Genomic DNA, 24,593 nt, shown 5'->3' on the forward strand with positions numbered 1-24,593 from the left:
ATATTCGGCTGCCTCAATATTGGGTCGTAGAGCCGATGTGTCCGAATTCTGGGCATATCTTGATAAGCTGGGCCGGTGCTATTATGAACGAAAAGGAAACAATCAGCCTGGTGACGAGTTACGTCGGAAAGTTGCTGAGAAGACGCTTCGGTAAAGGCCCCGAATCCGTTAGCGTATTTTTGAATGAGCGTTGTATCGTGTTTCATTTGCGTAATTTTATGGGACCGGTCGAAAAGTTTTTGCTCACTCAAGAAGAAGAAAAAGCATTTCGGTATACGCGCGAACTTCTTATGGAATCGCTGCTGCCGGAATTACAAGTTTTTTTAAGAGAACATGCTGAGATTCAGGTGTCCGAATTTTATTACGACTGGGGCGTACATAATGCTTCCGGTGCAATCGTGGGACTGTTCCATCCTGTATCCGAACCTGCACCCGATTATCCGGGCAAAGCGGATGTTCATGAAAAAGTAATCGAAGTCACTGCTGCTATTCAGAAAGTTCCGGAGTATATTGATTCCTGGTGGGTCAATGCTCGAATGCTTGCCGTCTTTAGACAGGGTATAACCGTACTGCTGGAAAAAGAAATGGTGGAGCTAGGCTACACGGAAGTCTTAAAATCGGCAAAGCGAAGATTGGAAAAACGGATGTTGGAACAACAAGCCGATGCCGGCATTATTTTAAACCGAACCTTAACAGATTTGTATGCTGATTGGGACTTCAATATCGACCGAAGCATCGTCATTTACATATTTGAGGAATAAATTCGATAACGACTAAGATCGGTAACGATTCAGACATCTTATAGATGCGCTGATTAATCGGGCCGAAGAAGAGGTGCTGGCAACCTCTTCTTCGGTCTATTTTTATGGGGAAAGGATGGTCGGAATGCAGGAAAATGCGCGATATGTACTTTACATTGAAGACGATCGCTCTAGCATGTTGTTAATGCGTCACATTTTCAGGAAAAAATTATCTGAAATCAGGCTGTTGGAAGCAGAAACGATGGAAAAAGGCATGCAGCTTATTGCTCTGCATCGACCTAGTCTGATCCTTATGGATATTCAGCTTCCCGATATGGATGGGTACGAGGGGCTGCAACGATTATATGCCGATCCGAATACGTCGACGATTCCGATATGGGCGATCAGTGCAAGTGCGCTAAATGACGATGTGGAAAAAGGATTAACAGCGGGATTTCAGAAGTATCTAAGAAAGCCGCTGATGATGGAGCCGTTTGTTTATCAACTTCGAACTAGCCTTTTGCTTCATGAAATTGAAGAATAAACCTAACATGAATAAAGAAAATGTTCGTAAATCGTCGTATAATGGCGTTGAATGCTCACGTTCGATCATCTTTCGTCGTAGCTATACGTACAGGCGATCTTTACCGACTTTCTTTTTAGAATGTTAAAAGGCTGTACGCCTGCGCTTGGCTCAATCGTGATATAAGCCAAGCGCAGGATTCTGAACGCCGGGTATATCTTCGAAACATGAATGCGGGTGCTAAATTACACATGAATCATCCTGAAATCGTAGCTGCGACGACTCGCCACGTCGGAAAAATGCTCAGACAAAGTTTCGGTAAGGGGCCCGAAGCGCTGGACGTTTTTTTGGACGAGGTCAGTATTGTGATTACGCTGAAACGTTTTGCCAATCCGGCAGAAGACGCTTTATTAGCTCGAAAAGACGAGAAAACATTTCGGTATACGCGAGAATTGTTGATGAAATCGCTAGTTCCGGATCTCCAAACTTTTTTCGAGCTGGAGCTGGGTCTTCCGCATATGTCGATCTTTTACGATTGGAATATCGACCAAGCTTCAGGTGTGCTTGTCGGATTGGTGCAAAACGATTCTCAAACAAAAGAAGTCACGCAACCGTACAAGGGTCAAGAAGAAGTGCATGCACAGATTGCTGCTTTATTGGGCATGGTGCAGCGCGTTCCTGATGTTGTGCGGTCTTGGTGGGTAGATCCAAGCACGCTGCTTGTTTTTCGTAAAGGGCTGACGATTTTGCTTGAAAAAGAACTAAACGAAATCGGACAAGCAGATGCGTTAAAGACTGCCAAGCGAAAATTAGAAAAAAAACTCTTATGGCAAGAAGCGAAAATCGGCGATGCACTGGATCGAACGCTGACAGAGCTATATATCGATTGGGATTTTGATCGAGACGACAGTGTGATCGTATGTCGATTTAAGTGATGAGTGAGACTCTTGGGGGAGTCTCTTTTTTGTTTTGGGTGAGAGAGTAAATTTAAAATGCTTATCCGGTTTAGTGTGGAGCTGTGATACAATGTTGTACGGTGTCCGGCGGTAAGTCGGCGCTTTAATTTCAGGACGAACCGTAAGAGCGGTTGAAGAGGCAGGAGGCTTCCTATGAATCAAGTTCCTTTTATAGCGGTGGAAGGGGCGATCGGGGCAGGTAAAACAACGCTTGCTTCGATGCTTGCCGCAGAGCTGAATATGCCTTTGTTGAAAGAAATCGTGGAGGAAAACCCGTTTCTGGATAAGTTTTACCGGAATATCGACGAGTGGAGTTTTCAGTTGGAGATGTTCTTTTTGTGTAATCGCTACAAGCAGCTCGGCGATACCCAGTCGCAATTGATCGGGCAAGGAAAGCCGGTCGTATCGGATTATCATATTTACAAAAATCTGATTTTTTCCGAACGCACACTCAAAGGGCGAGAACGCGAGAAATACCGTCAGATTTATCATGTGCTGACTGATGATTTGGCTAAGCCGGATATTATTGTGTATATCAAAGCGAGTCTGGATACGTTACTTGCACGAATCGCCAAGCGCGGTCGTTCGTTCGAGCAAGCGATGGATCATGGATATCTGGAGCAACTGATCGAAGATTACGAATCGGCGATGGCTTCGCTTGCGATTACGGAGCCGGAAACGACGATTATTACGGTGGATGGCGACGATCTGGATTTTGTTGCGGAAGCCGACCATTTTGCCTATATTGCGGAGCAAGTGAAATCCAAGCTTGCCAGCGAGCACCTTCGCTAATCGTTGATTTGTTTTTTTATGAAATGATTTGATAAAAGGAGTTTGACTTTAATGACGACATATCCCTTGATTCCCAACGATGCTTTGATTACCGTAGCCGGTACAGTCGGCGTAGGCAAATCGACACTGACAGCGGCTCTCGCTGAACGATTGAGTTTTCAAACTTCGCTGGAAAAAGTTGACCATAACCCTTATTTAGAAAAGTTTTACCATGATTTCGAACGTTGGAGTTTCCATTTGCAAATCTATTTCCTCGCAGAGCGCTTCAAAGAACAAAAAGCGATTTTCGAAGCAGGCGGAGGGTTTGTACAAGACCGTTCGATCTATGAAGATACCGGTATTTTCGCAAAAATGCACGCCGATCAAGGTACAATGTCGGCTGTCGATTACGAGACGTATTCCAGTCTGTTCGAAGCGATGGTCATGACGCCGTATTTCCCGCATCCAGACGTACTGATTTATTTGGAAGGTAGCTTGCCTTCAATTCTAAGTCGCATTACCGAACGTGGTCGCGAGATGGAGATTCAGACCGACGTGACATATTGGGAGAAAATGCACGGACGTTATGCGGATTGGATCGAAGGATTTAATGCTTGCCCGGTGCTGCGACTCAATATCGATGAATACGATGTGCATGATCCGTCTTCGCTGGACGATATTATTGCGCGTATCGGAGTGGCAATCGAGCAATCCCGCAAAGTGAAAGCCAGCCTGAACGTCTGATTTCAAAGATCTGATTTTATTTCATTATCGGAGTTGATCGGCTATGAAGTTGTTTCGCCTATCGGCATGGATTCAAGATCGCAACCGAATTCAAGAGTTTTTACAAGATTGTTTTGTGAGTATCGACGTAGCAGGTGAACCGCAAAAAGAGTCGCTGTCGAACAATCTGGAATTTTTCAAAAACGAAATCCATGATGGCGACTACGTAATCGTTCCGATTGGCGGAAGTGTCTGGCTTGGCGATCTGGGCGATTATTATTACCGTGAAGATTACGAGCATCCAAGTGAACAAACGGCTCATCGAAGAGGCGTAACTTGGCTTGGCGTATTGCCGCAGGAAGCTCTAAATCCGCAATTACGCCATTTCATCGCGGAACATGAAGAAAATGAAGCTGAAATAGCCGAATTTTCGTATCCGATTGGACTTGCAGGGCTAGATGTTTTCGCTGCACAAGCACCGGGCGGGATGCTTCCTGGAATCGAACCTCACTCGACGGGTTCTACAGAAAGGTCAGATTCGTTCGCTAACGAGCATCAAGCCAAAAAGTCTACTTCGCTTATCGATGATGAGAGTGTGGATGCCGCGATTACAACATTGCGTGAGCTGCTTCAAAATGATGATCCCGAGCTGCGTCTTCGCGCAGCGGAGATCTTGTTGAAGTATGCCGCATCAAGCAAAAATTCTTTGCCAAACAAGTAAATAATCAGAGCTGGAAACCGCAGGGAGATGGGGTTTTCGGCTCTTTTGACGTAAACTGGTTTATGAGCTTCCGGCGTGCTAATATGAGTTGAATCAGACAAAAGAAAGTGGAGAGGCGTGAGAGAGTGGATTGGGATTTATTTTCGTTATTTAAATCACTGATTCTTGGGTTCGTCGAAGGGATGACTGAATTTGCACCTGTTTCCTCAACAGGGCATATGATTATCGTCGACGATCTGTGGCTGAAATCGAAAGAGTTTTTTGGTTCATCTTATGTAGCCAATACGTTCAAAATTGTCATTCAATTGGGTTCGATTTTAGCGGTCGTTATTTTGTTCCGAGAAAAGTTTTATGAACTTTTGGGACTCAAAGGTCGTCATTCCGGTGCTCCAAAAGGTACGCCGAAACTGAACTTGCTGCATATCTTTATCGGCTTGTTGCCAGCGGCTGTACTCGGACTGTTGTTCGACGATTATATCGATGAACATCTCTTCTCTCTTGCTACGGTACTGGGCGCGCTTGTGATCGGCGCAATCTTGATGATTGTAGCGGATTTGGTCATGCGAAAATCCAATCGTCGGGTTATTGAAAATGTAGATGAGATTACCTACGGAAAAGCGTTAGCGATGGGGCTATTCCAATGTATTTCGCTCTGGCCGGGATTTTCCCGCTCAGGAGCTACGATCTCCGGTGGTGTATTGGTTGGCATGAGTCACCGCGCGGCTGCCGATTTTACGTTTATTATGGCAGTTCCAATCATGGCGGGGGCAAGTCTATTGTCGCTGGCGAAAAACTGGCAGTACTTTACCCTTGATGCGCTGCCGTATTTTATCGTTGGTTTCTTAAGTGCTTTCGTATTCGCAATTATTTCGATTCGTTTCTTCTTGAAGCTGATCAACCGAATTAAACTGATTCCGTTTGCGATTTATCGGATCGTATTGGCGGCAGTCATTTACTTCGTATGGTTTTTCTAAAATGACAATTCAATAAAAATAAGTCCGTATGGCTTTGATGCCATGCGGGCTTTTTCATATCGGACAAAGGAGGTATCAGATTCAGATGAGGGTATCCGCTGCACTCAAAAATATACTTAAAGCATTCGTGTTTGTGATTTATTTTCCGATTTATCTCATTCAGACGGTCGGCGGTTGGTTATGGTCCAAAGTGCTAGAGCCTGTTATATCTTGGTTGATTGTACGAATTATTTATCCGCTCGTCGCTTGGGTCTGGACATCTATATTAGAGCCGATTTGGCGCTACGTACTGGAAATTCCGGGGCGTTGGATCTGGAAGCAAGTGCTGAGACCGCTACTTCGTTCATTATGGACCTATATCGTCTACCCGATTTTTTATACCTTGATCTACATCCCATTGCGGTTTTTGTGGAAATACGTGCTTAGAGGGTTTTATATTCATATTTTGCATCCCGTGATCCGTGCTTGTCGCCAAGTCGTACTCTGGATTCTTAAACTTCTACGTACAATCTGGACTTATATCGTCGTACGTCCGTTGGTTTGGCTATGGAAACACGTACTTTCGATTCCTTTTAAATGGTTAAACAAAGAAGTCGTGCAACCTATTATCCGTCAATTTCGCAAGTGGTTCCGATAAAAGTCCAATAAAAATGTTTACGATTCGGATACATTTCGTTGGCGTTTTCGAAACAAGGGGTGTTTACAATACAGGTATAGCAAACGTCAGCATCTTAGGAAAAGATACAGTTTTGACGCTTTTGTTCAAAAGCATAGCAAGCCGTTTGGTTTGGGGTAAAATAAGAAAAGAGGTTGGTTGATATGAATGAATAAGGGAAAACTTGTCGAATTGTGCAACTTATTTTGGTTAACTGACGTCTAAAAGGATTAGTAGTCTTTTCTTTATCACCTATACAGCGCATGACGCATCAGGAGGAATCAATATGAAGCATTTAAAACAATGGATGACGGTACTTACTTTGGTCGCTTTGGTTGTCGGAAGTTTTTCTTTTGCCGGAGCTGCGCAAGCTGCTGAAAGCACAGGGCAACTGATTATTATCAATAAAAAGACGAATCAACTCGCATTTTTCGATAACGGAAAGTTGAAAAAGACTTACTCGGTCGGAACAGGTCGTACGAATGATCTGACACCAGAAGGTAAATTCAAAATCGTAAACAAAATCAAAAACCGCCCGTATTACAAAGACAACATTCCAGGTGGCGATCCAAAAAACCCTTTAGGCGATCGTTGGCTCGGTCTTGAAGTCGGCAACACTTACGGTACGACTTATGCGATTCACGGCAATAACAAAGAAAGTTCGATCGGCAACTATGTAAGTTCGGGCTGCATTCGGATGCACAACAGCGAAATTCGCAGCTTGTTCGAGCAAGTCGACAAAGGGACATATGCGGTCATCACAAACTCAAGTCTGAGCTTCCAACAAATCGCGGCTAACAATGGCTACTCGGTAAGCGGCGATGGCGAATTTAAAGGCAACGTATTCGTAAACGGTAAGCTGCAAAAGATGGACGACAAAATCATGAACATCAATTCGACGTTGTATGTACCGCTTCGCGAAGGGTTCGAAATGCTGAACGGTAACGTAAACTGGAATGCCAAAAACATGACAGTAACCGCGACGGTCGGCAATAAAACGATCGTTCATACAGCAAAATCGAAAACAGCCAAAGTAAACGGCAAAACGGTGAATATGACAGCTTCACGTTTTGTTGGTAACAAATTGTATATCCCGCTGCGCGATGTATCGAAATTGTCGGGTTATACGGTGAAATGGTACGGGAAAGAAAATGTAGTGTCGTTGGTGGCGCCGAAGAAGTAAGGCGCTGCGGGGAATATTCGTTTCGGTCGCGTGTTGAACATTTCATTCCTTCGCTGAATATTCCCCTCCGCTAGTATTCTTCGTTGGGTATAGGGTCAAAAAAGTCCGTTTTCCACAATCGTGGGAAAGGGCTTTTTTTGTTGTTTATGCAAATACTATTCATTAATGCCTGCTAAATATCGATAATAAAGTGTTATTCCTTTTTTTAAGAAAGGAACGATCCATATAAAGATAAAAAGCACAAGGTGCAAAAAAACTTAGGGGGCTTACAGATGTCATTTTTTCGCAACACGAAGCTCGCCGTAAAGCTGGGATTGCTGCTTGGATTAGTACTCTTTTGCTCGATCGGTGCATTGATTGCTTTTAACACCAAAGCCGTCTACGACAAAAGTCTTCAGTATGGGGAATCGGTAGCGGGACAATCCGCGAACACAGCGACAAGCGAATTTATGACCGATATCAATCAAGTGACGAATACGCTGGAGAGTTTGAGTACGACATTGCTGGACGCTTCGAAAAATGGAACCATGAGCCGCGAAGATATTGTTCGCCTTTTGGAAGAGTATTTAAAGAAAGACGAAAAGGTATTTGGTTTTTATACCGGATGGGAGCCTAATGCTTTTGACGGCAAAGATTCCGAACATGTAAGCAAAGATGCGTACGATGATACAACAGGACGGTTTGTCCCTTACGTTGTGCGAGACGGAAGCACATTCCATTTTGAACCGATGCCTACGTATGAAGGGGCTGGCGAAAGCAGTAAATATTATGAGGAACCGAAAGCGACCAAAGCGATTTATTGGTCGGAGCCAACGACGTACGAAGTTGCCGGCAAAGAAACGTTGCTCGTATCGATCGTCGTACCTCTGCTAGACGAAAGCAATAACTTTGTTGGCATTGTCGGAGCCGATTTTACGATTGACGGGTTCCAGCAAAAGATTGCTTCACTGAATCCCGATGAAGGTTATGCGATGCTGGTGACAAGTGAAGGGTATATCGCTGCGCACGGTTCTAACCCTGAACTGACCAAAGCGGATGCTGAATTATCTGCCAGTGCTCAAGCTGTTATTCAGCGCATCAAAACGAATGAAACAAGGTTCTATGCTACAGTTGACGAGGGCAAGCCTGAATTGTTTATTTCTGAACCTGCCAAGCTGCAAGGCTCTGACGCTAACTGGCATCTCGTATCCGCATTACCGAAAAGCGTAATCCTTGAACCTTTTTACGATAGCTTAAAAGGGTCGGTCATCATCGCGATCTTGGCGGTACTTTTGCTAGCAGGCGTAGTTGCTTACACGATTGCATCGATTGTGAAGCAATTGAATCGTGTCAATGTTGTCGCAGGGCAGCTTGCACAAGGCGATCTGACACAAGAACTGCCTGTAAAATCGAAAGATGAATTTGGAGTTATGGCTGTGCATATGAATGAGATGATGAACACTTTGCGCCATACCATTTCGGTCATATCGGAACATGCTTTATCGGTCGGCTCGACTTCCCAGCAGTTAACCGCAGGAGCGGAAGAAACGAGTAAAGCCGCCGAACAAATGGCACTTACCGGAATCGAAGTCGCAAACAAAGCAGAAAAGCAGGTTGAGGAGTTAGTTCATTCTTCTCGTTCGATGAACGAAATTTCTACAGGCATCGGACGGATCGCGGAAGCAGCTTCCGAAGTCAGCAGTGCTTCTAAATCCGTGACGGAGCGAACTTCGTATGGATCCGAAAAAATGCAATCGGCGATCCATATGGTAGAGCGTGCCAATACATCGGTTCAATCTTCGATGACTGCGCTAGAACAATTTAAAAAGCGTTCCGAAGAAATTGGCCGCATCACGGGTATGATTACCAATGTAAGCCGTCAAACGAACTTGCTTGCGCTTAATGCTTCTATCGAAGCTTCGAGAGCAGGGGAGCATGGACGCGGATTTGGCGTTGTCGCTTCGGAGATTCGCAATTTGGCTGAGCAATCCAGGCAGTCGGCTGAAGATATTGCGGAGTTGATTCAAGCGGTTCAACAAGAAGTTTCGGCGATCGTTGAGAATATGGAAAAAGGAAGTACCGAGGTAAATCATATTGCCGAGGTGATGGACGAAAGCGGACAGCTATTCTCCTCTATCTCTTCCCAGATTGCAGACGTCAATCAACAAATCGAAGAAGTCTCTGCAATCGCCAAACAGATGTCGAATGAGTCCAATCAAGTCGATTCTTCACTGGAACAACTTAAGGCAATTGGTCTTGAAACGGCAACGAATGCCAATGAGGTCGCTTCATCCTCCGAGAAACAACTCGCTTCGATGGAAGAAATCTCAGCTGCATCGACTTCTTTGGCTAATCTCACACAGGAACTGCTAGAGTTGATTCAGCGTTTTAGAACTTAAGGCTGACAGGAATATAAATCTTTTGACTATGTACTTTTTGATATCGAACTTAAGGCTGGGCTGCGAATATGCAGTTCCAGCCTTTTCTTTTTACAGCTTTTAATTTTGCTGGCTTCCATCTAGCAATTGACGCGTATATGCGTTACCGTAGAAGAATAGATCGATAGGGAAGTACGGGTTGTGGAAAGGGGAAAAAGAATGGAACATATCGTAGAAATTCAAGGAGTCCGCATAGGCGAAGGAACACCGAAAATTTGCGTATCGCTGACCGGCTCAACTCAAGCAGAATTGAACGCGGAAGCGAAAAGTTTAGTCGATATCGAATTGGATATAGCCGAGTGGCGCGTCGACTTTTTTGACGAAGTAGAGCAGGTTGAATCTGTACTTGCTCAGCTTAAGGAGCTGCGGGAATTGCTTGGTGAGATTCCGCTTGTTTTTACATTCCGCAGCGCGCGTGAAGGTGGACAACGTGAGTTGCCGCAAGACTTGTATATTCAGTTGAATATGGCTGTAGCGGCTTCGGGGCATGCGGATCTGATCGATATCGAACTGATGATCGGAGATGATGTCGTACGTGAGCTTGCGGCCGAGATTCATCGTCTTGGCGCATCTACCATCATATCGAATCATGATTTTCACGAAACGCCTGCGCGAGAAGAATTGGTATCGCGTTTGCGCCGCGCACATGAATTGGGCGCGGATTTGCCGAAGATCGCCGTGATGCCTCAGCATCCGGGCGATGTACTGGCTTTGCTCGCTGCAACGTACGAAGTGAGTTCGCAGCTTCAAGCGCCGATCATTACGATGTCGATGGGCAAGATGGGCGCCGTTAGCCGAATCGCCGGAGAAGCGTTCGGGTCTGCGGTAACTTTCGGCGCCGCGAAAAAGGCGTCTGCACCAGGGCAGATTGCGGTATCGGAACTGCGTAGCATGTTGAATACACTGCATGATTGATGGTCTGAGAGTCTCGCAATTGAAATAAAAATCATATGTATAGATAGTAAAAAGCTGCGAACCGATAATGCGTTCGCAGCTTTTTTACATGATTACATAAGAGTAGCCGAAATCGATCTTCAAGTTTTGTACGATTCATTTACGAACCTAAATATCGATACAAGGTCGTTTTGCTAATCCCTGTTTTTTCGCGTATTTCAGCGATGCTAAATTCTTTACTTTCATACATTTGTATAGCTTTCATCACATTAGCATCCAATTTACGCGGGCGACCTAGCTTTGTGCCTTTTTCTTTGGCTTCGTCCATGCCTTTTTTGGTCTGTTCGCTTGTTAAATCAGCTTGCAAATCGAGCAGAGCTTTGACGTGTTCCAAAAAGTGATACCCTGAGCCGTCTTGAGTATTTATATTTTCGTTTAACGAATAAAGGTTAACTTTTTTTTGCTCAAGCTTTTTTAACAGATCGGCAAGATGTTTCATCGAATCGGCTAAAGAAAATAAACGAGTGACTACAAGTATATCGCCAGCTTCAACAGTATTCATCAGTTTATCGAATTGGATTCTCTGTTTGGCGGAAGAGTGTTCTTCTTTCAGAATCCGATCGCAAGATTTGCGTTTTAAAAGTTGGTTCTGATTTTCGCAGTTTGGGTCGTCTTGAGAAGGTCGCATGTAACCAATAATCATCTTAAAACTCCTAACTTCGTGTAGATAAAAAAATTATACCACATGTTTAGTTCCAAAATGGTTCCTTTTTGGTTCGAAAAGTGATAAGATCGGATTATTCGAATGACTTACACTCAAAATGAACCGGTCACATATCAAATAAAGGAGTAGATAGACATATGGTAGAACAGATTAAAAAAGATTGGTTTTCTAATATTCGTGGTGATGTATTAGCTGGAATCGTAGTGGCTTTGGCTTTGATTCCCGAAGCTATTGCTTTTTCAATCATTGCGGGGGTAGATCCTATGGTAGGTTTGTATGCGTCATTTTGTATCGCGGTCATTTTGGCGTTTATCGGTGGAAGACCGGGTATGATTTCGGCAGCGACCGGAGCGATGGCATTGTTGATGGTTCCTTTGGTTAAAGATCACGGTGTGCAATATCTATTGGCAGCGACTATTTTGACCGGTGTTATCCAATTGCTTTTTGGTATAGCTAAGGTCGGTAAATTAATGAAATTCATACCGAGAGCCGTGATGATCGGTTTCGTCAATGCTTTGGCTATTTTGATTTTTATGGCACAAGTTCCTCACTTCTTGGGTAGTTCGGTTTTGACTTATATTTTTGTTGCCGTCACTTTATTGATTGTGTATATGTTACCGCGATTTTTTAAAGTGATTCCAGCTCCTTTGATTGCAATTGTCGTTCTTACCGCTGCCGCGATTTTTGGGAGTTTGAATTTAAAAACAGTTGGAGATTTAGGGATCATCACGCAATCGCTACCTCAGTTTTTGATTCCGGATATTCCATTGACTTGGGAAACGTTGAAAATTATTTTTCCGTATTCGATCTCATTGGCAATCGTCGGCTTGGTGGAATCTTTGTTAACAGCTTCGATCGTCGATGACATGACCGGTACGGACAGCGAAAAAAACAAAGAAGCTCGCGGACAAGGCATTGCCAACATGGTTACCGGCTTTTTCGGGGGTATGGCAGGTTGCGCGATGATTGGGCAATCCGTAATCAATATCAAATCAGGCGGGCGGGGTCGGTTGTCTACGCTAGTTGCCGGAGTGTTCCTGATGTTTCTCATTTTGGTGCTTGGCAATATTGTCGTTCAAATCCCGATGTCCGTTCTTGCCGGGATCATGATTATGGTAGCGATCGGAACTTTTGAATGGTCTTCGTTTTCCTATTTGCGAAAAGCGCCTAAAAGCGATGCGTTGGTCATGATTGTTACCGTTGTGATCGTCGTAATGACTGATAATCTGGCGATCGGCGTTATCGGCGGTGTTATACTCAGTATGATATTTTTTGCCACTCGACTTTCTAAAGTAAGCGTCCAACGTATTTCTACGCAAACAAATATCACTTTCGAAGTGAGCGGGCAACTGTTTTTCGCATCGGCCGAAAGTTTTGTGCAAGCTTTTGCGTTTGACGTATCGGATGCCGATATTGTGATTGATTTTTCGAACGCGCATATTTGGGACGATTCAGCGGTAGGCGCAGTCGACAAAGTTGTATTGAAATATCGTCAAAAGCTTAACCGAGTTGCGATCATAGGGCTAAATACCTCCAGCGAAAAATTGATTCATCGGCTAGCGGTATGCCATGATCCGAACGCGTCGCTCAAATTACATTGAAGCGTTACTTATAGAACTGAAATCAATAGATGCAGGATATCAAAAAACGACCTCCGAATCCACATGAATATGGAATCAGAGGTCGTTTTGTATATGGCGTTATGCAGTAACTCGGTTATTCGCAGTCGCCTTGAGCCGCTCTTTTTAGATCAATCTTCGGATTCAGCGTGATCTCGAACGCCCGCCACCAGATAAAGCCCGGATCGTTTAGCGGAAGCGAAGCGCTGTCGTATTTCGCGAAGCGCCAGTCGTTAGAGTTCGGCGCTGCCTCGCCTTGCGGAACGCCAAAGCGGCGAACCACGCAAGTCGGAGCAGAGGTACCGATTCCGAATGCGGGCATAGCCGCGAGTTCGGCTGTGCGTGTCTGCATGTTGGTACGCAGCAGTTGCGTCAAATCATCGTAATCTTGCGGCGTATTGAAGATTTTCATGTTTTGATCGGCGGTCACATTCGTATACGGCGTGCGAGCACGAGATTCGGTGCGAATATTCGCGATCTCGATCGTTTTATACGAATAGTCTTTCAAGAAACGTTTGAACAACAGCGAGCCGTGCGCATCCAGCGCGATGCCGAGCGGTCGTTCCTGCGTTTCTTTTTTGAGGAAAAAGAAGCGGGACAATGCCATGCCAAGTCCCATTCCGATCTTGTTCCCCGCTGTATTCCAAGCGCTATACCCGAACAGACTGCCTGTTGCTGGCGAATTGAGAAGTTCCGGCGTCGTGACCAAGCCTGCCGAGCCATTGCGCGTGAAATCGACGACAATCGTTGGCATTTTAGCCTCGCGGTTAGCTTCCAGATACGCAATCGCGGCACCGATCTGATCTTCGCTCGTAAGCGCCAGCAATTCTAGTTCATAATTCGGATTGTTGATCGAACGGCCGTCTCCGGTAAACGTTGCGCCGACAATCTCGATATGGCGCAAAATATTCGTATGCACATCCATGTATTCGTACGTGTTCACAATTTCCGAACCGTCGCGGCCGAAATAGCGCACCGCTACAACCGGCTTGACCGGTTGAGTTGGAGCTTCGGTATGCAATTTCCCTGCCATACGAGCCATAAGCGAATGACCAAGACCGTCTGCATCCGGCAAAATGATCGCACGTTCTGGATTTTGCCCGCCGTTTCCGCTGAGCCATTCGTCGATATGATTTTCGATCCAATGAATTTCATTGGCTTGTACGCCTTGCGTCGAAGCATCGTCTACACCAAAAGCGACAAAATCAACGCCGGCATCGCGCACCAAAGCTTCCAGTACATAACGGTTGGTTTTGAATTTATGTTTGCGAGCATTGTAATAGTCTTCTTTGGAAAAATGAATCGTATCTTCGTAAGGCGTACCGTCTGGCTGTAGATCGTAACCGCTCAGCACATCGTCGAATTCGCTTTGAGCTAGACGAGGCTTCATCATGAGCGCGCGAGATTCATTGTAGGCTTCGATACTGAGACTTTCCGCCATCGTAGTCGTTGCAAGACGCATAACGGTATCTAGCAAAAAGACTGGTTTATTCGGATACTCCGTCTTCAATTGAGCGATGGTATCAAGCAACGTGGTTGTGGTTGGGTCGTAGGTTGGATAATCGCCGCCGCCATCTTGGCGCAATCTGCGACTGCCGATTAGACCGCCGTAAGCGAGCATATCGATCGACAAAATAAAACCGTCTGCTTCCGCGGCATGATCCTGTACAAATTGCCCGGCAGCGGAGGTATCGCCATACACGGCACCGCTTGTACCCACGACTTCGGTTCCTTCAATTTCTCCGGTGTCATCCATACGGTTTCGAATCACAGACGCATCCGGCGTCAACACTTCCAAGCCTGCCGCGTGTCCTTGCACAATCACATCATCCAGATTAGCTGGACGATCATCTAACGGAATATATACGATTTTTTTCATCAGAAACACTCCTTCGATTTTTGATTTGACGGTTCTTGCTACGGATCGATTGAGCAATTTGTCCGCCTTTACTCAATAAGGAGAAAATTCGGAACCTTTTACAACCGCTCACCCAAATAAATTTTTCTTCTCCAACCCCTCTACACGATGTACGCGAGATCACTTGTAGGGTTGTGCCTTTTTCGAAAATGGTTCTATCCAAATAGCAAAGGTTATAGTATGTTAATAAGAACAAGTGTTCTATTTTTGGTTGGCTAAAAGTTAATAGGAGGAGAAAAATATGCAAAATGAAACGATTGATCAATATCGACAAGAACTTCAACGTATCGCATGGCGAGCGTCTTATCAGGAGCGGAGACGCTATCGAAATGAAAAGATCGGTTTTGACGAGGCTATGCAGATTCAAGCAAATCTATCTTTTTACGAACCTATAAGATCTGATTTGAACGAGTATATTGAAATGATCCCTTTTGACAAAGGTAAGCAAGTAATCGAATCTTTATTTGCAAAAGGAAGTACGGAAGCGGAAATCGCGAAAAGTATGAAAATCAGTCAACAGGGGGTGAGCAAATGGAAACGGAAATCTCTGCAACATCTACGCCAAACGATGAATTCGTAAACTTGATTCAACGTTCCAGGGGCGGAGATCATCAAGCTTTAAGCAAAGTCGTAGAATTGTTAGAACCGGATATTCAACTATTAAGCCGCACCATGCGTATGGAACGTAGCGATGCTGCGCAGACTTTGAGGATGCAGTTAATCGAGCTGATCTTGGACAAGTGAAATTCAGGGGTTGAGCTTTTGCGTGACGACACACATAATAGATAAAAGAACTTCTTCACGTGATCCGCGCAGTACCTCTATATATGGCGGATAATTTCATGAACCGGAAATGGAGCGTCAATCCTTGCGAACATTTAAAAAAGTCTATATCGAAATTACGAGCGTATGCAATCTGTCTTGTCACTTCTGCCCGCCTACTGAGCGTCAAGCTAAGTTTATTAAGCCGGAGACATTTGCACAAATTTTAGATAAAATCGATCCACATACAAACCATATTTATTTACATGTCAAAGGCGAGCCGTTGCTGCATCCGAAGATCGATCTTTTACTCGATTTGGCACATGAAAGAGGCTTGAAAGTCAATATTACAACCAACGGTACGCTGATTACGAAAAATCGTGAAAAGCTGCTTGGCAAACCGGCGCTGCGTCAGATGAACTTTTCATTGCATAGTTTCGACGGTCATGCCGGATCCACGGATCGCGACGGTTATCTGAATGAAATTTTGTCTTTTGTACGCGACGCTTCGAGCCATGAGACATCCAGCAAAGTGTTATTTTCATTCCGTCTTTGGAACTTAACCGAAGATAACATGACCAACAACGAACGCAATCGTAACCGCGAGACGTTAGAACTGATCGAACGCGAATACGGTCTTGATTACCGGATCGAAGAAAAAGTCGAACGTGGTAAAGGGTTGAAAGTATCGGATAACGTCTATCTGAACCAAGACCACGAATTCCAATGGCCAAGTCTGAGCGCACCTGAAGACGATGGGAAAGGATTCTGTCACGCCCTTCGTAGCCATGCGGCGATTCTTGTCGACGGCACGGTTGTCCCTTGTTGCCTAGACGGAGAAGGGGTCATCAACCTCGGCAACGTCTTGGAACAAGAATTTTCCGAGATCGTCGAAAGCAAACGCGCCAACGATATTGTCTACGGATTTTCCCGCCGCGAAGCCGTCGAAGAACTATGCCGCAAATGTGGATATCGGACTCGGTTCGGCGCTTAGGAGCGCTACGAGTGCTGCGGGAGAAATTCGTTCAAGTCGCTGTTTCACTTGGAAAGCCTGCGGGATGAAGATTCGGGGAAGAAGCTTTCCAAGTTCAAAGGCGCCTTTCACTGAATTTCTCCCTTCGCTCACGCCCTTCCGATTCCATGGGGGAGAAACTCCAACGTAGCTGGAAGCGAAAAAGCGGAGAGAGGAATTTGATGTAGGAGCGTTAGCGTTCGCCTTTGAAATTGAGAAAACTCCTATATAAGAGTCTAATCACTTTTCTCAGTTTCAACACGCGACCGAAATCAATTCCTCTCGGAGCCTTTTCGCTTCCCCATGCAAAAAGTACCTTTCTCCACCTACCAAAACCGCTGAAACAAGCGGTTTTTTTACATTCGATTTGAAGGAGATTAATATGGAAAAAAGAAAAGTGAATTTAGAGCCGATGAATGAAGAAGAGTTTCGCGTTTATCGAGCGCGTGCGGTAATCGAGTTTGCCGAAGATAAGGTGAAAGCGGGCACTTGGAACGAAGAAGAATCTCTGAAGTTGTCGGAAGAATCGTATCGGAAATATTTGCCGGACGGTATTCATACAGAAGGTCATCATCTATACATGATTCGTCAACCGAATGAGCAAAAGCAGATCGGCAATATTTGGTTACATGTATCAGAAGCGCCAGCGGGAACCGTCGCTTTTTTATACGATATTGTAATCGAAGAAGAGTATCGCGGCAAAGGATTCGGACAAGCCACGATGCAGGCGTTGGACGAAGCGGCACGTTCACTCGGCGCAACGACGATCGGTCTACATGTATTCGGTCATAATGAGACTGCGCTTCATGTATATCAGAAAGCCGGATATGTTATTACCGATTATCAAATGTCCAAAAAGCTTTAATAGATGATATAGAAGAAAGACATCCCAGAGAAAGTGGAAGGGTGAGAAAACTTGAGAAAAAAAGCGATCGACGCATTCGTCAGAAACGAACGTGAAGCCAAGCTTGCGAGCTGGGCAGATACTTTAGCCGAACGTTTTGCGCAGCGCGCTGCCAAGCATGACCGCGAAGGTTCGTTTCCTTTTGAAAACTTCGAAGAACTAAAAGCGGCGGGTTATCCGAAGCTCACGCTTGCCAAACGTCAAGGCGGCGACGAGCTTTCGCTGTATGAATGGCTGCTTGTCCAAGAGCGAATAGCGCGCGGCGACGGCTCGACAGCGCTAAGTGCCGGTTGGCACGGCGGCATGATGCTTCATTACCGGGAAACGGATATTTGGCATGAGCCAAGCTATTCGCTATTTTGCCAAGACGTTCGAAATTCCGGCGCGATGATCAATAAATTCGCGAGCGAACGCGCGACCGGAAGCCCGACGCGCGGAGGTCGCCCCGAGACGACAGCTGTTCGCGTTGACGGCGGGTGGGAGCTGACGGGGCGTAAAACCTATAGCACGCTAAGCCCGATGTTGACTGATTTTATTGTGAGCGCAGGAATCGAAGATTCGCCGGAAATGGGTGATTTTATCGTTCGATTAGGAAGCCGATCTGAGACAATCGATGCAGTAGACGCTTCACCTTTTAGCGAATACAGCGGACAATTGCCTGATCTTGCCGAGATCGAGCGCCGCGCTGAAATTTCCAAGCGACACGCCGCTGAACTTCGCCAAACTGCGGGGGTCACATTGGAAGAAACTTGGGATACACTCGGAATGCGTGCCACAGGAAGCCATGATATCGTGTTGGATCAAGTCTTCGTACCGGACAAACACGTGATGAGCTTTTATGCGCCTGGGCAAAAAAAGGGCAGCATAGACGACGCTGACGGGTGGATGCTGCATATTCCGGCATGCTACATCGGAATCGCTTATGCAGCGCGCGACTATGCACTGGATTTTGCCAAAAGTTATACGCCGAACAGCTTGAATGAACCGATTATGACGTTACCTCATATCCGCCAATGGATCGGACAGATCGACAGTGAATTACGGCTAGCGCGTACTGCGCTATACGATATCGCGGATCGTTGGGATCGATTGCCGCATGAACGTTCTTTAATGCGACCCGAACTTGGCTGGGTCAAATACAATGCGACGCATCTGGCGAACGAAGTCGTAGACAAAGCACTCAAGATCGTCGGCGGTACAGGTCTATCCAAAAATTTGCCGCTAGAACGTTATTACCGCGATGTAAGAGCGGGTCTGCATAATCCGCCGATGGAAGATGCTGTGCTTCAAATGTTGGCGCAATCGGCTTTGAACGAATAGATTATGGATGTTCCGGATCATACGTAAGACCTGATTTTTTTATCTATTTTATTAAGTCTTACAAGGCTTCACACCTACTCCCCGACCGCTCTTGCGTCGGGTTTTTTTATGTGTCGGATTCTGGTAGAATAATACGTAAGTAATAAGAGAACAAGTATTCGCTTTTTTGGATATATGATGATTGACAATCCGAGGGTCGGGGAGGAAGTCAGATGAAGCTAATCGCAATGGTGAAAAGCCCGGGGCGTAGACGCGGAATTGCCGGGCAGGAACTAGACTTGCCAGGGATGCCGCGTACGCTGCGCGAATTAATTGAACAAATCGTGCAGCTCAGGGTCGCTCAATTTGAAGAACGTCGAACGAGCGACGAATTACTGCATGTTTTGACAGAGCAAGAGATTGATACGGCAGCGGCAGAGGGCAAAGTAGGTTTTCAAGCGGTGTATGGAGAGCAGCCTGCCGATCAAGCCAAAGCGGTAGCAGCGGCAATCTTAGGATTTGAAGACGGGCTTTACCGGGTCTTTTTGCGGGAAGAAGAAGTGACAGGGTTAGATATTCCGTTGACTTTGGCAGATGGAGACGAAGTTGTGTTTATGCGCTTTACGATGTTGGCAGGCGGGCTTTGGAATCGTTAGAAAAAAGGAGGAATACCTAAGATGAATCATGAGTTGCAAGAGCAGCAGGAACGTCAAGAAGATCAATATTTTGAAGACTTGAAGCAGCGTGCGAATCAGCTACAAGGTCAAGAAGCACGGCTTGCGAATGCTTTATTGGAGCTGTGCGAATACGGTTATGTCCATGCGCATCACGATTCGGTGCAGCAGTTGAAGCAAGTGCTGAAGCAAGCGGCTGGTCAGCAACCCGAGAAATTATTGGAGCCACTTGAAAACGTCGTGCGCGTATTAGCTGGCGAAGAAGTTGCAACGCGATTAGAAAAAATTCGCAAACAAAGCCCCGAGTATCCGTATGCGAATGGCTATATGCGCAGACCGTTTCGGACTTCCGATCCTTCGGCGCATTTGGTACGCATGCTGAGCAAGCTCATGGGCTTGTTGTGGATCGAAGCTTCGAAGTTTTCTTTGACGGATTACTTAACGCAGCGCGAATATTCTTCGACGCGTACGCGCTCTTTTTATCGAAGCAGCCAAGTATTGCCGGATCTGATTGCCCAGCATCTGGATGATCGCGACGAAGCGGTCGAATCTGCATTACGCGATATTATATTTGGCGAGAATCAGACAGCGTTACTGAGCCGGGAAATGATTTCTGGCATGTTAATGAGTCATCGCCCCGATGTGTATGAATGGGTCGGTAATTTGCTCGTTGCGGCTCGTCTGCAAGAAGGTCTGCGCCAATCGATTGTAGAAAGCGTGGATTTCGGAACGACCGAAGCTTTTATGTACATGCTCAAGCTGATTTTGGATCAAGGATTTGTACGCTATAGCTCGATTGTTCGCGCAGCTGCGGTCTGGACAGGGCTTCCGCTAGAAGTGACGGATGAACGAATCGTCACGCAGTTGTTGGAGAAAATGTACAGCGCCTTAAGCGATGCCGAGCTTCGAATGAAATGGACACAATCCAGCAACGCCCAAGAGGTATTTATCGGATTATTCGCTCAAGCGTTGATTGAAGAATCCGAAATTCCTTTTATTGTAAAAGGGATTATGGAACACGGTGCGCATTATAACAAAGTTGCCGCGCAGTATATGATTTCGATGAGTCAATACGAAGAACTGAAATATATGTCGGCATTAGATATTTTGAGCAGCGGCGAACGTGATCCGGAATTGCTGTATTGGATGATGAACAACTATACATATGATTATCAGCTTGAATGGAAGTCTGAGGAAGAATCGGACGAGCAGCAAAATCAGTTCGACAAAGACACCTTCCGGCTTAAAGTACTTCCGGCTCCCGGACTCGATGACAAAGAAACGCGGCGTCAACAATTCGAAGCTTTGTCTGCACTGCTCAGCGATAAATTAACGAAAGTAATCAAAGGCAATTCGGGAGCGCTCGACTTTTTATCGTATACGTACGATCCGGCGGGCATTTTGCGTAAAATGATGTATTTGACCGCTTACGATATGGATACACAATGGGTATCTAGATTGATCGATTTGGCGCCGATGATGAATGCGGATCGACGTCATGATCTTCTGCGGTTTTTCCTGAAAGATCCCGAAGATTCCAAGCAACGCGAGTTTGTATTTGCGATGTTTGCCGACAAAAGCTTATCGAACCGTGAATCGGCACTGAAAAGAGCGCGTAAGTTTGATCTGACCGATCATGAGCTTGAACGCGTCGAAAATATTTTGAAATTAAAAACCGGAGCGTTACGTCAAAATGCGGTTGCATTGCTGCTTGTACAAAATCGAGCTGCGTTAGAAAGTTCATTGAACCGCTTGCTGAGCGCCAAAACCGAGCTGCAACGCATCGCGGGGTTAGAGCTTTTGACCGAGCTATCTGCGGATGATCTGCGTTCAGACGATTATGAAGCATTGCGACCTTTGAGTGAAAAAATCGCATCGCCTACTCCGAAAGAACAGCAATTATTGAGCAAATTAGAAGTATCCAAAAGCAATGATCGCTATACAGCATCAAACGGTTTTGGATTGTACGATCCGAATCAGACCGAAGCTTGGCTGAAAGAACCTCAAGGAAAACCTGCGGATTTTGCACGATTTTTCGCTTGGGATGACGCTAAAATGACCGATTTTATCAAAGGATTAGATCAGTTGGTACATTCGCTTCGCGATACGGAATACGAAGTGCAATATTATAACAATTCCAAAGAAAAGTTATTGCTCGGCACGCAGTTCCGTCCGCTTTCATACAGCTTAAGCCAAGAGTTATCTATCTTGCAGCCGGAATACGCGCGATATTCGTCTATGGACAACTATCCGTTGGCTGATGAATGGAAAGCTTATTTAGCAAACAGCGGATTTGGTGCGAAAGAGCTTCTGGGTCTGCATATGATTGTCGAAACCAAAGAATTATCGGGCATGCTGGACGATTTTTATGGCGAGTTTTCCGATTATTACGATTATGACAAGATGCGCAAAACCCGTCTGTTGGACGGATGGCGTGAGCAGTATGTGTCAGGTCTATACCCGATCGAGCGTCTGAAGAAGTTATGGAAGGTTTTAGACAAATGCAAATATACGAGCACAGTGGGCACGCTGCTGAATCTTTTTTATGAAGATAGCGAACCGGAGTATCTTTTCGATACCGCTGCGGCTTCATTGGAAAAACTGTTTATCGAATTCCCGTCGGATGTACCGCAACAAGAACAAGCCGTCTGGCTGACTCTGGCGAGCGATTGGATGTGGGTGTTACGGCGGAACGTCTATAATGATGCTTCGTTCAAAACGTTTGTGTCGTGCGCGTTCCGTTACGACGATCGGCGTAGAGAACTGGGAGGAACGCATATCGGTTCTACACTCGACATACGGATGTTTTTCAAAGCGCATAGTCTCGGACTGCTTGGCGATAACGAAATCTATAAGCAGATTTTAGGCGAAAGTTCGAATTATATTTTACGTAATCTGACCACTCACGCGCCGGAAGAACTTCAAGGCAGCGAGCGTCTACAACAGATCATGAAGTCGATCGTGGATCGTTTGTTAGAAATCGAACTCGCACGCGGCGATCTAGCAACCGAAGTCACGCCGCTTACGATGTCGTTGCAGCGGATCGAAGGCTTGGATGCGTTGATTCGAATTTTAGTCAGTCTTGGCGGAGAAACGTTCGTACGCGGTTATATTTACAGCTACGGTCATAATCAGACGAAAAAAGAATCGCTTAGTCATCTGCTCAAAGTCTGCTACCCGGCAGAAGGTGACGATGCAGCGAAACTTGCCGAGAATCTAGAAGGTACCGGTATTTCCGAGAAAAGATTACTTGAAGCGGCGATGTATGCCCCGCAATGGATCGAGATCGTCTCGGCGCATCTAGGCTGGGAAGGGCTTCGCAGCGCAGCTTGGTACTTCCATGCGCATATCAACGAAAGTTTCTCGGCGGAAAAAGAAACGATTGTCGCGCATTATTCACCGATTACGCCGCAAGAATTCAACGATGGCGCATTTGATGTCCAATGGTTCGAAGAAGCTTATGCGACGATTGGAGCGGAGCGCTTTAAGCTGCTCTATGATTGCGCCAAATATATCTCGGGCGGGGCAAACCATCGCCGTTCGCAATTGTTTGCCGATGCGGTACTTGGGAAGTTGAATCTTGCCGATACGCAAAAACAAGTCGAGACCAAGCGCGGCAAAGATCAATTGCTTGCATACAGCCTGATTCCTTTGTCCAAAAAGAAAGAGTCGGATTTGCGCGAACGGTATGATTTTATTCAGAAGTTTTTGCTGGAAAGTCGTCAATTTGGTGCGCAGCGCCGCGCAAGTGAAAGCGCAGCGAGCCAGATCGCGTTAAGCAATCTCGCGAGAAGCGCAGGATATGCCGATTCGACACGCCTGCAATGGGATATGGAAGCCGGTAAAGTTGACGAGCTTCAAGCTTATATGGAGCCACACGCAGTAGATGACGTCGAAGTGCAGTTGGTCGTAAATGAACTGGGCTTACCGACGATTGTCGCTACGAAAAGCGGTAAAAGTCTCAAATCTGTTCCGTCCCGTTTGAATAAAAACGAATATATCGTACGGATCAAAGAAGTCAAAACCGAACTGACCGAGCAGCATCGTCGTTTTGTCCGTGAATTGGAACGTTCAATGGAGAATGGAGCGACGTTCCAGCTGGATGAATTGACGAAGTTATATCGGAATCCGGTGGTCGCTCCGCTCCTGTCCAAACTCGTTTTCCGGTTGCAGCAAGAGAGCGAAGATACGCCGGTTGTCGGTTATTTCCAAGCAGATAAGCAAGAGCTTGAGGATATTCAGACGAAGCAAGGTCGTTCACTGGATGCGAAGTCGAAACTGACGATTGCGCACCCGGTCGATCTGTATGGTAGTGGACAATGGCAAGAATTCCAGCGCGATATGATCGAACGTAATCTGCAAGCGGAAGCGAGCGAAGGAAATCCAATCGCGAAGCAGCCGTTCAAGCAGATTTTCCGTGAATTGTATACGCCGAATGCCGATGAATTAGCCGCTGTGACTTCTTCCTCGCGTTATGCCGGTCATCAAGTGCAGCCAAGCAAAACGGTAGCGCTGCTAAGAGGACGCGGCTGGACAGTGAGTTACGAAGAAGGTCTGCAAAAAGTGGATTACAAGCATAATGTGATCGCGACCTTGTATGCAATGGCAGATTGGTTCTCGCCAGCCGATACCGAAGCTCCGACGCTAGAATTGATTCATTTCAGCGATCGGCGTACGCATCAATCGTTAGCTTTAAAAGACGTGCCTCCGGTACTGTTTTCCGAGATTATGCGCGATGTCGATCTGGTTGTCAGCGTCGCTCACGTCGGCGGCGTCGATCCGGAAGCAAGCCTGACAACGGTTGAACTTCGCACCGCGATTCTAAGCGAGTCGTTATCGCTTCTTCGAATCGACAATGTGCGGCTGGAAGGAAGTTATGCTCATATTCAAGGTTCGCTTGGCGAATACGCTGTCCATCTGGGAAGCGGCGTTGCTTACAAGCAAGCGACCGGAGCGCTCAATATTATTCCGGTACATGCCGGGCAGCGAGGTCGATTCTTTTTACCTTTCCTCGACGAAGATCCGCGCACTGCTGAAGTCTTGTCGAAGATTGTGATGTTGGCGGAAGATACTAAAATTAAAGATCCGCAGATTTTGGAGCAAATTAAACATTAAATTCCATAA

General features: G+C 46.0%; 21 protein-coding genes. 19 read left to right on the plus strand and 2 right to left on the minus strand.

Features of this window, described 5'->3' with window-relative positions; all coding sequences use genetic code 11:
• Positions 1–83 precede the first annotated feature (83 nt).
• The 11 genes from NOM90_RS06150 (at position 84) to aroD (ending at position 10,578) form a co-directional block, all read left to right on the plus strand.
• On the plus strand, positions 84–761 hold the full coding sequence (locus tag NOM90_RS06150) for a Na-translocating system protein MpsC family protein (protein WP_255940727.1): 678 nt from the start codon (positions 84–86) through the stop codon (positions 759–761).
• A 124-nt stretch (positions 762–885) separates the two neighbouring features.
• On the plus strand, positions 886–1,284 hold the full coding sequence (locus NOM90_RS06155) for a response regulator (protein WP_255940729.1): 399 nt from the start codon (positions 886–888) through the stop codon (positions 1,282–1,284).
• A gap of 230 nt (positions 1,285–1,514) precedes the next feature.
• Positions 1,515–2,198 carry a Na-translocating system protein MpsC family protein gene (locus tag NOM90_RS06160; RefSeq protein WP_255940730.1) on the plus strand — a complete coding sequence of 228 codons (684 nt, stop codon included), beginning with the start codon at positions 1,515–1,517 and terminating at the stop codon, positions 2,196–2,198.
• Between the two features lie 174 nt (positions 2,199–2,372).
• Positions 2,373–3,011 carry a deoxynucleoside kinase gene (locus NOM90_RS06165; RefSeq protein ID WP_255940732.1) on the plus strand — a complete coding sequence of 213 codons (639 nt, stop codon included), beginning with the start codon at positions 2,373–2,375 and terminating at the stop codon, positions 3,009–3,011.
• Positions 3,012–3,062: 51 nt separating this feature from the next.
• A complete protein-coding gene (locus NOM90_RS06170) occupies positions 3,063–3,734 on the plus strand; it encodes a deoxynucleoside kinase (RefSeq protein ID WP_255940734.1) in 672 nt (223 codons plus the stop codon).
• 43 nt (positions 3,735–3,777) lie between these two features.
• The gene (locus NOM90_RS06175; RefSeq protein WP_255940736.1) at positions 3,778–4,434 is read left to right on the plus strand and encodes a hypothetical protein; all 657 of its coding nucleotides are present in this window, start codon (positions 3,778–3,780) and stop codon (positions 4,432–4,434) included.
• A 125-nt stretch (positions 4,435–4,559) separates the two neighbouring features.
• On the plus strand, positions 4,560–5,408 hold the full coding sequence (locus tag NOM90_RS06180; protein ID WP_255940738.1) for an undecaprenyl-diphosphate phosphatase: 849 nt from the start codon (positions 4,560–4,562) through the stop codon (positions 5,406–5,408).
• Positions 5,409–5,493: 85 nt separating this feature from the next.
• Positions 5,494–6,045 carry a hypothetical protein gene (locus tag NOM90_RS06185; protein ID WP_255940740.1) on the plus strand — a complete coding sequence of 184 codons (552 nt, stop codon included), beginning with the start codon at positions 5,494–5,496 and terminating at the stop codon, positions 6,043–6,045.
• Positions 6,046–6,349: 304 nt separating this feature from the next.
• Positions 6,350–7,246: a L,D-transpeptidase family protein gene (locus NOM90_RS06190; protein ID WP_370866575.1), complete on the plus strand. Its 897-nt coding sequence runs from the start codon at positions 6,350–6,352 to the stop codon at positions 7,244–7,246.
• Positions 7,247–7,518: 272 nt separating this feature from the next.
• Positions 7,519–9,624, plus strand: coding sequence for a methyl-accepting chemotaxis protein (locus tag NOM90_RS06195; protein WP_255940742.1), 2,106 nt, complete (start codon positions 7,519–7,521; stop codon positions 9,622–9,624).
• Between the two features lie 198 nt (positions 9,625–9,822).
• Positions 9,823–10,578 carry a type I 3-dehydroquinate dehydratase gene (gene aroD / locus NOM90_RS06200; RefSeq protein ID WP_255940744.1) on the plus strand — a complete coding sequence of 252 codons (756 nt, stop codon included), beginning with the start codon at positions 9,823–9,825 and terminating at the stop codon, positions 10,576–10,578.
• 139 nt (positions 10,579–10,717) lie between these two features.
• Here aroD and NOM90_RS06205 read toward each other — a convergent pair whose 3' ends face one another.
• Positions 10,718–11,260 (minus strand): recombinase family protein, encoded by a 543-nt coding sequence (locus NOM90_RS06205; RefSeq protein WP_255940745.1) that lies wholly within the window; start codon positions 11,258–11,260, stop codon positions 10,718–10,720.
• Between the two features lie 158 nt (positions 11,261–11,418).
• Between NOM90_RS06205 and NOM90_RS06210 the strand changes: the two genes are divergently transcribed.
• A complete protein-coding gene (locus NOM90_RS06210) occupies positions 11,419–12,882 on the plus strand; it encodes a SulP family inorganic anion transporter (protein ID WP_255940746.1) in 1,464 nt (487 codons plus the stop codon).
• Positions 12,883–12,997: 115 nt separating this feature from the next.
• On the opposite strand, the gene NOM90_RS06215 is transcribed toward NOM90_RS06210, so the two are convergent.
• Positions 12,998–14,779, minus strand: a complete 1,782-nt coding sequence (locus tag NOM90_RS06215; RefSeq protein ID WP_255940747.1) for a DUF4127 family protein — start codon at positions 14,777–14,779, stop codon at positions 12,998–13,000.
• 280 nt (positions 14,780–15,059) lie between these two features.
• Between NOM90_RS06215 and NOM90_RS06220 the strand changes: the two genes are divergently transcribed.
• From NOM90_RS06220 to NOM90_RS06250, 7 genes are all read left to right on the plus strand, one after another.
• Positions 15,060–15,398, plus strand: coding sequence for a sigma-70 RNA polymerase sigma factor region 4 domain-containing protein (locus NOM90_RS06220; protein ID WP_255940748.1), 339 nt, complete (start codon positions 15,060–15,062; stop codon positions 15,396–15,398).
• Positions 15,350–15,562, plus strand: coding sequence for a helix-turn-helix domain-containing protein (locus NOM90_RS06225; protein WP_255940750.1), 213 nt, complete (start codon positions 15,350–15,352; stop codon positions 15,560–15,562). The genes NOM90_RS06220 and NOM90_RS06225 overlap by 49 nt, the downstream gene beginning before the upstream one ends.
• Before the next feature lie 124 nt (positions 15,563–15,686).
• Positions 15,687–16,574: a radical SAM/SPASM domain-containing protein gene (locus NOM90_RS06230; protein WP_255940751.1), complete on the plus strand. Its 888-nt coding sequence runs from the start codon at positions 15,687–15,689 to the stop codon at positions 16,572–16,574.
• 400 nt (positions 16,575–16,974) lie between these two features.
• The gene (locus NOM90_RS06235; RefSeq protein WP_255940752.1) at positions 16,975–17,457 is read left to right on the plus strand and encodes a GNAT family N-acetyltransferase; all 483 of its coding nucleotides are present in this window, start codon (positions 16,975–16,977) and stop codon (positions 17,455–17,457) included.
• Between the two features lie 51 nt (positions 17,458–17,508).
• Positions 17,509–18,816 carry an acyl-CoA dehydrogenase family protein gene (locus tag NOM90_RS06240; protein ID WP_255940753.1) on the plus strand — a complete coding sequence of 436 codons (1,308 nt, stop codon included), beginning with the start codon at positions 17,509–17,511 and terminating at the stop codon, positions 18,814–18,816.
• Between the two features lie 212 nt (positions 18,817–19,028).
• A complete protein-coding gene (locus NOM90_RS06245) occupies positions 19,029–19,451 on the plus strand; it encodes a hypothetical protein (protein WP_255940754.1) in 423 nt (140 codons plus the stop codon).
• Positions 19,452–19,472: 21 nt separating this feature from the next.
• Entirely contained in the window at positions 19,473–24,584 is a 5,112-nt protein-coding gene (locus NOM90_RS06250) for a DUF4132 domain-containing protein (RefSeq protein ID WP_255940755.1), read from the plus strand.
• Positions 24,585–24,593 lie beyond the last annotated feature (9 nt).

The sequence above is a fragment of the Saccharibacillus sp. JS10 genome (assembly GCF_024436065.1).
In the GTDB taxonomy this organism is placed as follows: Bacteria; Bacillota; Bacilli; order Paenibacillales; family Paenibacillaceae; genus Saccharibacillus.

Bases quoted from the DNA above. Each gene is read 5' to 3' on its own strand.
- NOM90_RS06150 (WP_255940727.1), top strand. From the start codon at position 84: ATGAACGAAAAGGAAACAATCAGCCTGGTGACGAGTTACGTCGGAAAG.
- NOM90_RS06155 (WP_255940729.1), top strand. From the start codon at position 886: ATGCAGGAAAATGCGCGATATGTACTTTACATTGAAGACGATCGCTCT.
- NOM90_RS06160 (WP_255940730.1), top strand. From the start codon at position 1,515: ATGAATCATCCTGAAATCGTAGCTGCGACGACTCGCCACGTCGGAAAA.
- NOM90_RS06165 (WP_255940732.1), top strand. From the start codon at position 2,373: ATGAATCAAGTTCCTTTTATAGCGGTGGAAGGGGCGATCGGGGCAGGT.
- NOM90_RS06170 (WP_255940734.1), top strand. From the start codon at position 3,063: ATGACGACATATCCCTTGATTCCCAACGATGCTTTGATTACCGTAGCC.
- NOM90_RS06175 (WP_255940736.1), top strand. From the start codon at position 3,778: ATGAAGTTGTTTCGCCTATCGGCATGGATTCAAGATCGCAACCGAATT.
- NOM90_RS06185 (WP_255940740.1), top strand. From the start codon at position 5,494: ATGAGGGTATCCGCTGCACTCAAAAATATACTTAAAGCATTCGTGTTT.
- NOM90_RS06190 (WP_370866575.1), top strand. From the start codon at position 6,350: ATGAAGCATTTAAAACAATGGATGACGGTACTTACTTTGGTCGCTTTG.
- NOM90_RS06195 (WP_255940742.1), top strand. From the start codon at position 7,519: ATGTCATTTTTTCGCAACACGAAGCTCGCCGTAAAGCTGGGATTGCTG.
- aroD (WP_255940744.1), top strand. From the start codon at position 9,823: ATGGAACATATCGTAGAAATTCAAGGAGTCCGCATAGGCGAAGGAACA.
- NOM90_RS06205 (WP_255940745.1), bottom strand. From the start codon at position 11,260: ATGATTATTGGTTACATGCGACCTTCTCAAGACGACCCAAACTGCGAA.
- NOM90_RS06210 (WP_255940746.1), top strand. From the start codon at position 11,419: ATGGTAGAACAGATTAAAAAAGATTGGTTTTCTAATATTCGTGGTGAT.
- NOM90_RS06215 (WP_255940747.1), bottom strand. From the start codon at position 14,779: ATGAAAAAAATCGTATATATTCCGTTAGATGATCGTCCAGCTAATCTG.
- NOM90_RS06220 (WP_255940748.1), top strand. From the start codon at position 15,060: ATGCAAAATGAAACGATTGATCAATATCGACAAGAACTTCAACGTATC.
- NOM90_RS06225 (WP_255940750.1), top strand. From the start codon at position 15,350: ATGGAAACGGAAATCTCTGCAACATCTACGCCAAACGATGAATTCGTA.
- NOM90_RS06235 (WP_255940752.1), top strand. From the start codon at position 16,975: ATGGAAAAAAGAAAAGTGAATTTAGAGCCGATGAATGAAGAAGAGTTT.
- NOM90_RS06245 (WP_255940754.1), top strand. From the start codon at position 19,029: ATGAAGCTAATCGCAATGGTGAAAAGCCCGGGGCGTAGACGCGGAATT.
- NOM90_RS06250 (WP_255940755.1), top strand. From the start codon at position 19,473: ATGAATCATGAGTTGCAAGAGCAGCAGGAACGTCAAGAAGATCAATAT.